Source organism: Fictibacillus sp. Mic-4 (assembly GCF_049843615.1).
GTDB classification, from domain to species: Bacteria; Bacillota; Bacilli; order Bacillales; family Fictibacillaceae; genus Fictibacillus_A; species Fictibacillus_A gelatini.
In genome coordinates, this window is the sequence record NZ_JBBHZM010000002.1 from 55,171 (window position 1) to 69,779 (window position 14,609).

General features: G+C 40.7%; 17 protein-coding genes, 1 pseudogene and 1 other annotated feature (1 of these 19 running past the window's edge). Of the genes and pseudogenes, 17 read left to right on the top strand and 1 reads right to left on the bottom strand.

The genetic code is table 11. From position 1 onward, the window contains the following. Positions 1-4, top strand: a binding site (T-box leader); it begins 210 nt to the left of the window's first position. Positions 5-65: 61 nt separating this feature from the next. The 17 genes from alaS to WD019_RS02905 all read left to right on the top strand — a co-directional run bounded on the left by alaS (position 66) and on the right by WD019_RS02905 (position 14,045). Beyond that, complete coding sequence (gene alaS / locus WD019_RS02825) at positions 66-2,702, top strand: alanine--tRNA ligase (protein WP_425710589.1); 2,637 nt, start codon at positions 66-68, stop codon at positions 2,700-2,702. A gap of 106 nt (positions 2,703-2,808) precedes the next feature. Continuing rightward, positions 2,809-3,081, top strand: a complete 273-nt coding sequence (locus tag WD019_RS02830) for an IreB family regulatory phosphoprotein (RefSeq protein ID WP_425710590.1) — start codon at positions 2,809-2,811, stop codon at positions 3,079-3,081. Further along, positions 3,081-3,503 carry a Holliday junction resolvase RuvX gene (ruvX, locus tag WD019_RS02835; RefSeq protein WP_026676396.1) on the top strand — a complete coding sequence of 141 codons (423 nt, stop codon included), beginning with the start codon at positions 3,081-3,083 and terminating at the stop codon, positions 3,501-3,503. Before WD019_RS02830 ends, ruvX begins: the two co-directional genes overlap by 1 nt. 22 nt (positions 3,504-3,525) lie before the next feature. Continuing rightward, positions 3,526-3,831: a DUF1292 domain-containing protein gene (locus WD019_RS02840; protein WP_026676395.1), complete on the top strand. Its 306-nt coding sequence runs from the start codon at positions 3,526-3,528 to the stop codon at positions 3,829-3,831. Positions 3,832-3,979: 148 nt separating this feature from the next. Then, entirely contained in the window at positions 3,980-5,104 is a 1,125-nt protein-coding gene (mltG, locus tag WD019_RS02845) for an endolytic transglycosylase MltG (protein ID WP_425710591.1), read from the top strand. A 44-nt stretch (positions 5,105-5,148) separates the two neighbouring features. Next, entirely contained in the window at positions 5,149-5,802 is a 654-nt protein-coding gene (locus tag WD019_RS02850; protein ID WP_425710592.1) for an O-methyltransferase, read from the top strand. A gap of 31 nt (positions 5,803-5,833) precedes the next feature. Then, complete coding sequence (udk, locus tag WD019_RS02855) at positions 5,834-6,481, top strand: uridine kinase (protein WP_026676392.1); 648 nt, start codon at positions 5,834-5,836, stop codon at positions 6,479-6,481. 140 nt (positions 6,482-6,621) lie between these two features. Further along, on the top strand, positions 6,622-7,098 hold the full coding sequence (gene greA, locus WD019_RS02860) for a transcription elongation factor GreA (protein WP_026676391.1): 477 nt from the start codon (positions 6,622-6,624) through the stop codon (positions 7,096-7,098). A gap of 89 nt (positions 7,099-7,187) precedes the next feature. Further along, positions 7,188-8,021, top strand: a complete 834-nt coding sequence (locus WD019_RS02865) for a hypothetical protein (RefSeq protein WP_425710593.1) — start codon at positions 7,188-7,190, stop codon at positions 8,019-8,021. After that, a complete protein-coding gene (locus tag WD019_RS02870; protein ID WP_425710594.1) occupies positions 7,991-8,908 on the top strand; it encodes a penicillin-binding transpeptidase domain-containing protein in 918 nt (305 codons plus the stop codon). Before WD019_RS02865 ends, WD019_RS02870 begins: the two co-directional genes overlap by 31 nt. 103 nt (positions 8,909-9,011) lie before the next feature. After that, positions 9,012-9,617 (top strand): YrrS family protein, encoded by a 606-nt coding sequence (locus WD019_RS02875; protein ID WP_425710595.1) that lies wholly within the window; start codon positions 9,012-9,014, stop codon positions 9,615-9,617. A gap of 133 nt (positions 9,618-9,750) precedes the next feature. After that, on the top strand, positions 9,751-10,389 hold the full coding sequence (locus WD019_RS02880) for a class I SAM-dependent DNA methyltransferase (protein ID WP_026676388.1): 639 nt from the start codon (positions 9,751-9,753) through the stop codon (positions 10,387-10,389). An 18-nt stretch (positions 10,390-10,407) separates the two neighbouring features. Then, complete coding sequence (mtnN, locus tag WD019_RS02885; RefSeq protein ID WP_425710699.1) at positions 10,408-11,112, top strand: 5'-methylthioadenosine/S-adenosylhomocysteine nucleosidase; 705 nt, start codon at positions 10,408-10,410, stop codon at positions 11,110-11,112. Next, positions 11,105-11,572, top strand: a complete 468-nt coding sequence (locus WD019_RS02890) for an S-ribosylhomocysteine lyase (protein WP_026676386.1) — start codon at positions 11,105-11,107, stop codon at positions 11,570-11,572. The genes mtnN and WD019_RS02890 overlap by 8 nt, the downstream gene beginning before the upstream one ends. A gap of 65 nt (positions 11,573-11,637) precedes the next feature. Then, entirely contained in the window at positions 11,638-12,561 is a 924-nt protein-coding gene (locus tag WD019_RS02895; RefSeq protein ID WP_425710596.1) for a PLP-dependent cysteine synthase family protein, read from the top strand. A 1-nt stretch (position 12,562) separates the two neighbouring features. Next, positions 12,563-13,696 (top strand): bifunctional cystathionine gamma-lyase/homocysteine desulfhydrase, encoded by a 1,134-nt coding sequence (locus WD019_RS02900; RefSeq protein ID WP_425710597.1) that lies wholly within the window; start codon positions 12,563-12,565, stop codon positions 13,694-13,696. Positions 13,697-13,808: 112 nt separating this feature from the next. Then, positions 13,809-14,045, top strand: a complete 237-nt coding sequence (locus WD019_RS02905) for a YrhC family protein (protein WP_051291244.1) — start codon at positions 13,809-13,811, stop codon at positions 14,043-14,045. Between the two features lie 265 nt (positions 14,046-14,310). Here the strand turns inward: WD019_RS02905 and WD019_RS02910 are convergent. Beyond that, positions 14,311-14,604 (bottom strand): annotated as a pseudogene (locus tag WD019_RS02910) (sigma-70 family RNA polymerase sigma factor); the annotation flags it as partial. Positions 14,605-14,609 lie beyond the last annotated feature (5 nt).

Here is a 14,609-nt window from a genome sequence, read left to right on the forward strand (position 1 = left end):
TGATTTTAGGGCGGGAGTTTTTTGTTTTTCCGAATTTGTATTCAATTAAGAAGGGAGATAGGGAAATGAAACAATTAACTTCAGCACAAGTAAGGCAAATGTTTTTAGATTTCTTCCAGGAGAAAGGCCACCATGTTGAACCAAGTGCATCACTCGTTCCGCATGATGACCCGTCGCTATTGTGGATTAATAGCGGTGTCGCTACATTAAAGAAATATTTTGACGGCCGGGTCATTCCGGAAAATCCCCGTATCGTTAATGCGCAAAAATCGATCCGTACGAACGATATTGAGAATGTTGGGATTACAACGAGGCACCATACATTTTTTGAAATGTTGGGGAACTTTTCGATTGGCGATTATTTTAAAGAAGGCGCTATTCTCTGGGCATGGGAGTTTTTAACGAGTGACAAGTGGATTGGCTTCGACCCATCGAGGCTGTCAGTAACCATACATCCGGAAGATGATGAAGCATATGACATTTGGCTAAATAAAATCGGTATCCCGGAAGAACGTATTATTCGGTTGGAAGGAAACTTCTGGGATATTGGTGAAGGCCCGAGCGGACCAAACAGTGAAATTTTCTATGACCGAGGCCCGGCTTACGGAAATGATCCGAATGATCCAGAGCTTTATCCAGGAGGGGAAAATGACCGTTACTTAGAAGTTTGGAACCTTGTTTTCTCTCAATTCAACCATAATCCCGATGGTACATATACTCCGCTTCCGAAGAAAAACATTGATACGGGAATGGGTCTTGAACGGATGGTATGCGTCATTCAAGATGTACCAACCAACTTTGATACTGATCTATTTATGCCGATCATCCGCAAAACAGAGGAAATTTCTCATGTCCAATACGGTCAGAGTAAAGAACAGGATACTGCGTTTAAAGTGATTGCAGACCATATTCGTACGGTGACGTTCGCGGTATCAGACAATGCGCTTCCGTCCAACGAAGGACGGGGATACATTCTTCGCCGCCTCATACGCCGGGCAATCCGGTTTGCGAAAAAAATCGGTTTAGATCGTCCGTTCATGTTTGAACTCGTACCAGTTGTTGCTGATATCATGGTTGATTATTATCCGGAAGTAAAAGAAAAGGTGCCATTTATTCAAAAAGTCGTGAAAAATGAAGAAGAACGCTTCCATGAAACGATTAATGAGGGTCTGGCAATTTTAGAAGAAGTGATTGCAAAAGAAAAGAAAAAAGCCAGTACGGTCATTAGCGGCGAGGATGCTTTTAAATTATATGATACATTCGGTTTCCCATTTGAATTGACCGAAGAGTATGCTGAAGAACATGGCATGACGGTTGACCGAGAAGGATTTGAAACAGAAATGGAAGCTCAGCGCGAGCGGGCGCGAAAAGCAAGACAAGACATTGATTCCATGCAGGTGCAGGGCGGCGTGCTTAGCGAGATTAAAGTCGAAAGCGAATTTGTCGGCTATGATCAGGAGAAAAGTTCCTCTGTTATTTTAGAACTCTTGCAAAACGGCGAAAGGGTTGAAGCGCTTGGCGAAGGGGATGAAGGTCAAATCATTCTCGATGTCACCCCATTTTATGCGGAAAGTGGGGGCCAAATTGCCGACCAGGGAACGATTACTGGTGAAGGGCTTGAACTATTTGTAAAAGATGTCCAGAAAGCGCCTAATGGCCAAAACCTTCATACGATCGTTGTGAAAAAAGGAATCGTTCAGCCGGATATGAAAGTGAGAGCTCATGTGAACGAAGAAAAAAGAGCATCCATTGTGAAAAACCATACGGCCACACACCTATTGCATCAGGCGTTAAAAGATGTATTAGGCAAACATGTCAATCAGGCGGGCTCGCTTGTCGCACCTGATCGCCTGCGTTTTGACTTTTCGCACTTTGGCAGCATATCTCCTGAAGAATTGGAACAAATCGAAGAAATTGTAAATAAAAAGATCTGGCGAAATATCGCTGTCACGAAAATGTACAAACCGCTTGATGAAGCAAAAGCAATGGGTGCAATGGCGCTTTTCGGTGAAAAATATGGCAAAATCGTTCGTGTCGTGCAAATTGGCGACTATAGTTTAGAGCTATGCGGCGGTTGCCATGTGAACAATACAGCGGAAATCGGATTGTTCAAAATTGTTGCTGAAACAGGTATCGGTGCAGGAACGCGCCGCATTGAAGCTGTTACAGGCGAACATGCCTATCGGTTGTTAAAAGAACAAGTAAACCTTTTGAAAGACGTTTCGCAGCTTTTAAAAACAAACATGAAAGAGGTTCCTTCAAGAGTCGAAGCCTTGCAAGGTCAACTGCGCGATCTTCAACGTGAAAAAGAGTCTCTTGCAGCTAAACTCGGGTCAATGGAAGCAGGAAACCTTCTTAATGAAAAACAAGAAATAAATGGTGTTTCCGTTCTCGTAAAAAAAGTAAATGCAGCGGATATGAACAGCCTTCGATCAATCGTTGATGATTTGAAAAATAAACTCGAAAGCGGAATTATTGTTCTAGGTAGCGTCAATAATGAAAAAGTAAATATTGTAGCCGGGGTGACAAAAGATTTAATCGTGAAAGGCTATCATGCAGGAAATCTTGTAAAAGAAGTCGCAAGCCGCTGCGGAGGTGGCGGAGGTGGCCGTCCGGATATGGCTCAAGCCGGCGGGAAAAATCCGGAAAAATTAGAGGAAGCCTTGCAATCTGCAATAAATTTAATTAAAACTGTTTCCTAAATTTTCTTAGATAGGGTACAATGTGAGTATAATCTTATATTTTGTATAAAATTTAAATGAAATTTGTACAAAAAAAGGGAGAAGCTAGAGAAAGAGGTGTTGGCGTGTGAGTTCAATGGACAAGACGATGAAGTTTAGTTTTAATGATGATTCAATGGATACGAATGTCAAAAAAGTGCTGTTAACTGTTTATAATGCATTGCAGGAAAAAGGCTATAATCCAATTAACCAGATCGTAGGCTACCTTTTGTCCGGGGATCCCGCCTATATTCCTCGCCACAATGATGCAAGAAGCATGATCCGTAAACTCGAACGAGACGAGTTAATTGAGGAGCTTGTTAAATCTTATTTAGCCAATCAAAAAGAAGGAACGATCTAATGGCAAGAATTCTTGGGCTAGATGTCGGCTCGGCTACGATTGGCGTCGCGGTAAGCGACGAACTAGGCTGGACCGCACAGGGAATTGAAACGATTAAGCGAAAAAGCCATCTCCCTGATGAAGCATTTGACCGCATCGGTGAATTAATCAACGATTACGCCATTGAAAAAGTGGTCGTTGGTTTACCGAAAAACATGAATGGGACGATTGGTCCCAGCGGCGAGGCGTGCCAGGCATTCGCCGGGCAGCTGAAAGACCGTTTTGGGCTACCTGTTGAATTATGGGACGAGCGATTAACAACAATGGCCGCCGAAAGAACGTTAATTTCGGCAGATGTCAGCCGGAAAAAACGAAAAAAAGTGATAGACAAAATGGCAGCCAGCTTAATTTTACAAAGTTATTTAGATCATAGCGGTCGATAAATTGAAAGAGGTGACGAAAATCATGGCAACTGAAGAAAGAGAACAAATTGTGATTCCTGGCGAAAATGGAGAAGAAAACTTATTTGAAGTGCTGCTAACGATTGATGGAAGTACGACACCAACGGGACATTCGTATATGCTGCTTGTACCTGTCGGAGAAGACCATGACAACGATGATGAGGAAGAACAGGAAGTTTTTCCTTTCCGCTATGTTGAAAAGGGCGAGAATGACGACGATTTAGAGCTTTACCCTCTTGAAACTGAAGAAGAATGGCAAATGGTTCAAGAAGTGCTTGATGCGTTGTCTGATGAAGATTTAGAGGAATAATCGAGAAACGGCCAATGGAAAAGATTTTCCATGGCCGTTTCTTATTAAAAAAAGATCCTGTATTCTTCTGACATTTTTCGATTTTTTCTTATAAAACTAGACATGTTACCGACTTATAGTATAATAAAGCAGAATGAAAGGGGAGAATATGGTGGTTCAAGGCGACTCTTTTAACTCTGCTAAAATCCAAAAGAAACGACCTGTTTGGAAGATCTTGCTATTCGTATTTGTAGCGATTATCGGGGTCATTATCCTTTTATGTATCGCCGGATCGATTTATATAAAAAATGAACTTGGTCCAGTTGATCCTGGCAATAAAAAGCCGGTTACAGTTGAAATTCCAATTGGTTCGTCAACCCAGGATATCGGGCACCTTCTTAAGGAAAAAAACTTAATTGAAAGCAGCACGCTTTTCCGTTACTATATCCTTTATAAAGAAGAAAGCGGCTTTAAAGCAGGGGTTTATGAACTGAACCGATCAATGGACGCCGATCAAATTATTGCCGCATTAAAAGATGGGAAACATCTTAAAAAGCAAAGAAAGGTGACGATCCCTGAAGGATTTACAGTCCCGCAAACGGCTGAAGCGATTAGTAAAGCAACAGGAAAAAATAAGAACGATATTTTAAAAATAATGAATGATGAAACGTTTTTAAAAGACTTAAAAGCGAAATATCCGGTACTTGGAAAGGAAATTTTCAATAAAAAACTATACTATCCTTTAGAAGGATATTTATTCCCGGCTACCTATGAGATTGACGCGAAAGGCGCAGATCCAAAAAAAATCATCGAAAAAATGGTGAAGAAAACAAATGATGTCATAAATGAATATGGTGCTGATTTTGAGCAAAGCAAAAAATCGACGTTTACCATTCTTACACTGGCTTCGCTTATTGAAGAAGAATCGCAACGGCCGGAAGATCGCGCCAAAATTTCGGGTGTGTTTTATAACCGATTAGCCAAAGGAATGAAGCTCGAATCAGATCCTACTGTTAAGTATGCAATGAAAAAATTCAATGTGAAAGTGTATTATAAAGATTTGAAAATTAATTCGCCATATAACACGTATAAATATAAAGGTCTGCCTGTCGGTCCTATCGCTTCCCCGGGAGAAGAATCCATTAAGGCGGCGCTGCACCCGACGAAATCAGATTACCTTTTCTTCTATGCAAGACCGAACGGTGAAGTAATTTATACAAAAACGTTAAAAGAACATGATGAAGTGTATAAAAAATATCACCATGAATGGGACAAGATCGCAAGGAAAAGCTAACATAGAAACAAAATGGTACGTATCTCAGAAAGAGGAGGCTTCCTATGGTCAAAACAGATGTAGAACGTTATATTGAACAGTTGATCCCGAAAAGGGGAGCTCTTATTGAAGAGATGGAAGAGTATGCGAAAAATAATGGTGTTCCGATTATGGATATTGTCGGAATCGAAGCTTTGTTACAGGTGCTTCGTTTATATCAACCAAAAAAAATTCTTGAAGTCGGAACAGCCATTGGCTATTCTGCCATTCGAATGGCTCTCTGCTTGCCGGACTCCATCATTTGGACGATCGAACGGGATGAAGAACGGTATGACCTTGCGCTTGCCAATATTAAAAAGGCAGGCTTAGATGGAAGGATCGAAGTATTATATGGTGATGCAACCGATCTAGTGGATGAAGTAGCCGAAAAAGGACCGTTCGATTTTATTTTTATTGATGCGGCCAAAGGACAATATGAACGTTATTTTGAAAATTATGGTAATGCACTTGGGGATAAGGGAGTCATCGTTTCCGACAATGTCCTGTTTAAAGGGTATGTAGCCAATGATGAAAATCTGGAAAGCAGACGAATGCGCTCCCTTGTGAAAAAAATCCGAAATTATAATGATTTTATAATGAAGCATCCCGGATTTGTGACAACAATACTGCCTGTAGGAGACGGAATGGCAATCAGCATTAAAAAAGAAAAAGCAGATTAGACCTGAGGCCAGGGCTGGAAGGAGAAGATAAATGGCAAGAAAACCAATTATAATCGGAGTAGCTGGCGGCTCGGGTTCAGGAAAAACGACGGTAGCAAAAGAAATTTACCGCCAGTTTTCGGATCAGTCGATCTTGATCATTGAACAAGATTCCTACTATAAAGATCAATCCGAAAAAACGATGGAAGAGAGATTAAAAACGAATTACGATCATCCTCTTGCGTTTGATAATGATTTGCTTATTGAGCAAATTAACCGCCTTTTGGAATATAAAACCATCGAAAAGCCAGTATATGACTATACAGTTCACACAAGAAGTGATAAAATTATTCCAGTTGAACCGAAAGACGTCATCATTTTAGAAGGAATTTTAATACTGGAAGACGAGCGGTTACGCAACTTAATGGATATAAAGGTATTTGTCGATACTGACGCAGATGTGCGTATAATACGTAGAATGGTTAGAGACATCAGGGATCGCGGGCGAACCCTGGAATCGGTAATTGACCAATATATATCCGTAGTTCGTCCGATGCATAATCAATTTATTGAACCTACAAAACGTTATGCTGATATCATTATCCCTGAAGGTGGACAAAATCGTGTCGCTATCGACCTGATGGTAACGAAAATTCGAACCATATTGGAAGAAAAGGCGATTTTGGGAAAAATGAGGTGAATGTTGCCTCATTTTTTCCCATATAGTAAAGCAATTCCCGTGTAACCGCTTTATTTTTAAAGGATTGCTATACATATCTAACCGTTTGAAAAATATATAGTAATCAAGGACATTCAATTATCGAAGGAGTGAATACGCCGATGGCAGAGGAAAAAAAACACTACATGACATTAGAAGGTAAAGAGAAGTTAGAAAAAGAACTTGAATATTTAAAAACCGAAAAGCGTAAAGAAGTTGTTGAACGCATTAAAGTAGCTCGCAGTTTCGGTGATCTTTCGGAGAACTCTGAATATGATGCAGCGAAAGATGAACAAGCTTTCGTTGAATCAAGGATCGTTCAATTGGAAAAGATGATTCGCAATAGCGTGATCATAGAAGATTCGCAGGAAGCGCCGGATACCGTTACGATTGGTAAATCCGTTAAATTTGTTGAACTTCCTGATGGCGAAGAAGAAACGTACATGATCGTCGGAAGCGCCGAAGCCGATCCTTTTGAAGGGAAGATTTCAAACGATTCCCCAATGGCAAAAAGTTTATTGGGGAAAAAGATTGGTGATGAAGTAGCTGTTCAAACGCCTGGCGGGGAAATTCTCGTAAGGATTTTAGAAGTGAAATAACAAAAATAGCAGTTTCACGATTTGTGAAGCTGCTATTTTTTGTTTTAACCGAATGGTATTCGACCACAATAGTAAAAAGAGGTGGTCGGGTGAATATTCAAAAACGTCTAATCCTATTAGGGGTCATTTTTTTATGCTGCATGTCCTTGTTGATTGCGAGGCTTATGCAAATTCAACTCATTTCTACCGAGTCATTTTCTAAACATCAAATCAATTTAATAGCTGAAAGCGTGAAACAAAGGACTCATTCGTTAACGATTAACGATGGGAGAGGACAGTTTGTTGATCGTAATGGCTTACTTATATCTGCTGAAATGAAGCCTGCGATCGTTTTATTTCCGTTTTTGCAAAATAAGCATTGGCCGATTGATAAAATAGCTGAAATATTACGTATTCGTCCGTCCTTTTTAACACAGTCATTGAAAACAAAAGATCGGCCGTTTATTTTAGATTGTCAGTTAACAGAACAGCAAATGGAACAGGTGAATGATTTGAAAATACCTGGTGTTTATGCACAATATATCGCCAGAAAAAAATCAGCCCCATTTGCCAATCATCTCCTCGGGGTCACAGGGGAAGATCCGGATTATATTCGCAAAATGTATCCTGAAAGACTAGAAAAAGGAGACATTGCCATAAACACGAAAATAGGGAAGACAGGTTTGCAAAAAGCATTTGATCCTTTTTTGCTTTCTGAAGGGGAAACGAAACTGATTTACCATGTTGATAGAGCAGGTGGGCCATTATTCGGGCTTGATGTGAAATATGCTGCACAGGCTAACCCGTATTACCCGGTTACTGTTCAAACGACCATTGACAAAAGAAAGCAGCAAATTTTAGAAAAGGCGATTGACCAACAACGGATTCGAATGGTGGGGCTGTTCTGCTTGATGTGGCAACAAGTGAATTACTTGGGATGGTAAGCCGCCCTGTAACCGATGGTTTAAGCGCAAACGAAATGTTACGAAGGCATTCACCAGGCTCTATCTTTAAGATTGTAACAGCCGCCGCCGCAATTGAAAATGACACAGTTTCATCTTGGCGGACGTTTAATTGTGATCTTGGAATCGATCAAAAAAAGGCGCGAATTCCAGCGGGCAGGCTATCGTTCAATGAAAGCTTTGCCCAAAGTTGCAACGCGACATTCGGCATATTGGCGAACGAGTTGATTTTAAAGAAACAAAACGTTATTGAAAATTATGCGAAGCGGCTCGGATTGTTAGGGATATCCGGATGGACGGGTGATATTTACCACTTTGAGCATTTTCGCCAATTTCCTGAAGAAGAGAAAGGAGTCGTATGGAAAAGGAAAAGAGATAAAACGATCCCGCTCGCTGTCAGCCAAACAGCGATTGGCCAGCTGAACGTTCAAGTGAGCCCGCTTGCCATCGCTAATATGATGGCGACCATCGCCAGGGGAGGTAAAGGTAAAGAAGTACGAGCTGTAACGTCCATTCGTTATAAAAATGGCTCAACATTGGCGAGTTTCCCTTCCCATCAATTGTACAAAGAAACGATTTCAAACTATACAGCGATGAAGCTTCAGGAACTTCTCCGCCTTGTCGTTACCCATTCTAAAGGGACAGGTATGGCACTGAATGGTCTTCCTTATGCTGTTGCGGGTAAATCCGGGACGGCGGAAAAAGGCAAAGGTAATTCAAAAAATAATAAATGGTTTGCCGGATATTTTCCGTTCGATCGCCCAAAGTATGCTTTAGTTGTCGTTGATCTCGATCAAAAAACGGAAAACCGAACGATTAAAGCATTCTCCCAAATCGTGACTGAACTATATAAAAGTGACAGTAAGTAGTGCAGGGATCTTTCTAAGAAATCACAATGTCCGCAAAATATTTTGTTGAAAGGATGTATCGTGTTAAAATTGGGGTAGCAAATTGAAGGGGGTAGCTATCCATATGGCAAACAAACTACGATACCAATCACGGCATGAAAAACGGAAACAAAATCGGATGTTAAATATAGCGATTGGAATTGTGGTCATCTTAATTCTTATTGTAGGTACCAGCATTTTTCTGGGTGGAAATAATGATTCCGCGACAGATAACAGTCATAAAAATGTCACAACGGCTACTTCACCTCGCGAGAAGGATAAAAGCAAAGATGATTTCGTCGTAGATGAAGGAAAGAAGAAAGAGGAAAAGAGTGACAAGTCGACCGATGATAAAAAGTCGAAAGATGAAAAGGAAAAGTCGAAAGATGAAGTAAAAGGAGGAGGACCCGAGGGACCGTGGGAACCTATCGGCACTTCGCAAAAAGAGCCGCATACGAAATCATACGATATGAATTCCGAAGACTGGAAGGAAATGACGAAAGCATTATCTTATGCTTCGGGAATTTCCGAAAGTGACATGACCATATTATGGCTTGGGAACGGAGGGGGTCCCGATAAATCGTTAGGACGTGTAAAGTCCAAATCGGATCCATCAAAAAAATATACGATTATGCTTCAATGGGTGCCTGAAAAAGGTTGGCAGCCAACAAGCGTTGAACCTTTACAATAAACCTGCCTCAATTTGGCAGGTTTATTTCATTCTTGAAATAATAAGAAATCTATGTTATCTTGTAACCTGTAAACGATTAAAACATAGTATATTGATAGGAATTATAATATTAATTATACTGGAGATGGACATCATGGGCAGAGAATTTATCGATATGTTTGATGAGTGGGCGGATTCGTATGACTTATCCGTTACAGGCCACGATAAAGAATATAGAGAAGTGTTTGATCGTTATGATGATATTTTAACGACGGTAGCATCTAAATCAATTGGGACCGTTGTTGAGTTTGGCGTCGGGACAGGAAACCTCACCGAAAAGCTGCTTTCGTTTGGAAGGACCGTATATGGCATTGAGCCATCAAAAGCAATGAGGGAAAAAGCGAAAGCCCGCTTTCCGCAGATTTCTTTTTTTGACGGGGATTTTTTACAATTCCCTGCTCTGCCGGAAAAAGTAGATTCGATTGTAAGCACATATGCTTTTCATCATTTAACAGATGAAGAAAAGGATCAAGCCCTCCAATTATATAGCCAGCTTTTAAATGAAAATGGTAAAATTGTATTTGCAGATACGGCTTTTCTTCATGAACAAGACAGACAGGAGCGTCATGAAATGGTTAAACGGCAAGGGTATTACAATTTGTTGAACGACCTTAAAACGGAATATTATACAACCATTGATATATTGCATGACCTCTTTACAAAAAACGGATTTGACGTTTCATTTAAAAAATTGAATGTATATGTCTGGTTAATGGAGGCCGTAAAAAAATAACGTAAATGGAGTGTAATGATGAGAATCGGTATTATTGGCGCAATGGAAGAAGAAGTAATCATACTTCGCGATCAACTACAAAACAAAGAGGAAAGGCAATTGGCCGGTTGTGAGTTTTATGCAGGGCAAATTAACGGGATCGATATCGTTTTGCTTAAATCCGGAATCGGCAAGGTGAATGCGGCGATTGGAACCACCTTGCTGATTCAATTGTATCGTCCAGACTACATTATTAATACTGGTTCCGCAGGAGGATTTCATAAAGAATTAAATGTTGGGGATGTTGTCATCTCGACAGAAGTCCGTCATCATGATGTCGATGCAACGATTTTTGGCTATGAATATGGCCAGGTGCCGCAAATGCCTGCTTATTATAAGCCTGATCGCTTATTGATTGATATTGCCAAAAAAAGCGGCGAAAAGGTTAGCGGTATTCAAGTCGTAAAAGGACTCATCGCCTCAGGAGACTCGTTTATGAGCGATCACGAGCGAGTGGAATTTATCCGGACAAAATTTAACGACTTGTACGCAGCGGAAATGGAATCGGCTGCGATCGCACAGGTATGTTACCAGTTCAACTTGCCATTTGTGATCATCAGGTCGCTTTCCGACATTGCCGGAGTCGATGCTAGATTATCTTACGACCAATTTTTAGAAACGGCCTCCAAACATTCGGCTGAGCTCGTACTATTAATGATAGAGGAGTTGAAGAAGCATGGTTAAAAAAATGAATGTAGAAAGTTTTAATTTAGATCACACAAAAGTAGCGGCGCCTTATGTTAGGCTCGCCGGGATAACGGAAGGGAAAAACGGCGATATCATTCATAAATACGATATTCGTTTTTGCCAGCCGAACAAAGAGCATATGGAAATGCCGGCTCTTCACTCATTGGAACATTTAATGGCCGAAAATATTCGCAACCATCACTCTACTGTTGTTGATATAAGCCCAATGGGGTGCCAGACAGGATTTTATTTATCGGTTATCAATCATGACAATTATGAAGAGATATTAGAAGTGCTCGAAAAAACATTGAATGATGTACTTGAAGCTGATGAAGTCCCTGCATGCAATGAAGTACAATGCGGGTGGGCGGCAAGTCATAGCCTGGAAGGCGCAAAAGATATCGCCCGAAAAATGCTTTCAAGGAAAAACGAATGGACAAAAATTTTTGCAGACTAATTTATCGGTTCGAAAAACCAGGGTCCCAGGCCCGCTTTTTGGACCTTCCATAAGGAGTCGTTTTTATGACGGTATACAAAAGCATACATGACGTCATCGGAAATACACCGCTCTTAGAAATTACTCAATTTAACTTGCCAAACAGTGTCCGTCTTTTTGCGAAATTGGAGTATTTAAATCCGGGCGGCAGCGTGAAGGATCGATTAGGAAAAGAATTAATAGAGGATGCAATGCGGACTGGAAAACTGAAACCCGGCGGAACGATTATTGAACCGACTGCGGGAAATACAGGAATTGGACTTGCACTTTGCGCCATTAATAAAAATATTTCAGTCATTTTTGTTATCCCCGAAAAATTTAGCAGTGAAAAGCAAGCATTGATGAAAGCATTAGGTGCACAAATTGTCCATACGCCGACTGAGTTAGGAATGAAGGGTGCCATTGAAAAAACAAATGAGCTGCTGGCCGAAATTCCCGGATCATACTCACCCGCACAGTTTTCCAATCCCGCCAATCCCCTCGCGTATTACAAAACGCTTGGGCCTGAAATTTGGAGGGATCTACAAGGAAAAGTGGATATTTTTGTTGCCGGTGCCGGAACTGGCGGCACATTTATGGGTTGTGCCAGCTTTTTAAAAGAAAAAAATCCGAGAGTAAAAACAGTTATTGTCGAGCCGGAAGGATCAATCTTAAATGGCGGCAAGTCCGGACCGCACAAAACCGAAGGAATTGGAATGGAGTTTTTGCCGGAATATATGGATCCAGCTTATTTTGATTCCATTCATACCATTTCTGACAGCCATGCTTTTCAACGGGTGAAAGAGCTTGCTGAAAAAGAAGGATTGCTTGTAGGCAGTTCATCTGGCGCTGCTTTTCACGCCGCATTGATCGAAGCGGAAAATGCACCCATCGGATCAACTATCGTTACGATTTTTCCTGATGGCAGTGAACGATACTTAAGCAAAAAAATATACGAAGGGGGCATTTAATATGAAACGAAAAACAAAATTAATTCACGGTGGAATTGACGGAGATTCTCATACAGGTGCCGTTTCTGTACCGATTTATCAAGTAAGTACGTATAAACAAGAGGAAATCGGAGTTCATCGCGGCTATGAATATTCACGAACAGGGAATCCTACCCGTTTTGCGTTAGAAGAATTAATTGCCGATTTAGAAGAAGGAAAACGAGGATTTGCTTTCGGATCCGGAATGGCAGCTATAACAGCTGTCATGATGCTTTTTAATTCAGGTGACCATGTTGTTTTGACTGATGACGTATATGGTGGTACGTATCGTGTGATGACAAAAGTATTGAATCGGCTGGGGATCGATTCAACGTTTGTCGATACAACCGATTTAAGCGAGATAGAGCGGGCGATTAAGCCAAATACAAAAGCGTTATATATCGAAACGCCGACAAACCCGTTATTAAAGGTAACGGACATTAAGGCGGTAGCGAAATTAGCCAACGAGCGGGATCTATTATTGATCGTTGATAATACGTTTAATACCCCTTACTGGCAAAATCCGCTTTCATTAGGTGCTGACATCGTTCTCCATTCCGCAACGAAGTATATCGGGGGCCATAGCGATGTTGTCGCAGGTCTTGTCGTTGTAAACAACGCTGATCTCGGAGAAGACTTGCATTTTATTCAAAATTCAACGGGAGGCATTCTTGGTCCTCAAGATTCCTGGTTGCTAATTAGAGGATTGAAAACGCTCGGTTTACGCATGGAAGCACATGAAGAAAATACGAAAAAAATTGTTAAATTTCTCGTGCAACATCCATCTGTTAAAAAAGTTTACTATCCGGGACTTGAAAGTCATCCGCAGCATAAAATAGCGAAATGCCAGGCCGACGGTTTCGGAGGGATGGTCTCATTTGATGTCGGAAGTGAAGAGAAAGCGGCAGAAGTTCTAAAGAAAGTACGCTATTTTACTTTGGCTGAAAGCCTCGGGGCAGTTGAAAGCTTAATTTCCGTTCCGGCAAAAATGACCCATGCATCTATTCCAAAAGAGCGCAGGGAAGAACTTGGCATTACAGATGGACTAATAAGGATCTCGGTCGGAATAGAAGACGTGGATGATTTAATCGAAGATTTAACTAATGCTTTAAATTAATGCCGGCTCCCTTATTCGTTAAAGAATAAGGGAGCTTTATTTTGACAGTATTTACTTGACGGCAAACGGGACGATTTATGTTATCGTAGTGGTAGAGTAGGAGGTTAAGAGCATGGAAGCAAAAACAAGACAAGCATTAAAAGCGAAAATAGCCGATTTCCGCCGATTTGGATTTATCCTTTTGGCCCTTTCCGTTATCCTTTATCTTGGACTCGTTATTCCTTTTGACGGGAAGGAAATAGGGGGATCGATCGTACTTGGCGCATCTTCGTTTGTTGTACTCATCTTTAGCATAATCATGTTCCTTGTCGAACGAAAGCTGAAAAACAAATTAAAGAAATATCAATAAACAACCGGAAGCTGAACGATTCAGCCGCCGGTTGTTTTATAAAAAGAAAACCTCTTCAATCATGAAGAGGCTTATGATTCGGCAATGCACTCATACATAAAAAATATCATTAAGATAATGCTCAATCCATAAAGTAAAGCTTCCTGCATATGAGGCGACCTCCTTTATGTGTACTTTTTCTTCTTTACCCGGATTTTTAAAATATTAATCATTATTTTGATAAAAGCTGCCGAAAAAAGGTCATTGTCAAAAACAATAGCCTTTTTTAAGCATGTTCGTTATATTGCTGCTTTCGATAAAACTCATGAAACAATTTCATTAACGCCTTTTTTTCAATCCGCGACACATAACTTCTAGAAATCCCGAGTTGCTTAGCAATTTCCCTTTGCGTTTTTTCTTTTTGCAAATCCAGGCCAAACCGTCCGATAATGACTTCTTTCTCCCGCTCATCCAGAACATGGATGTAATCGTAAATCTTCTTTTTTTGCATTTTCAATTCGATTGTATCGACAACATCTTCGGTCTCTGCCTTTAAGACATCAATTAAGGTAATTTCATTAACAC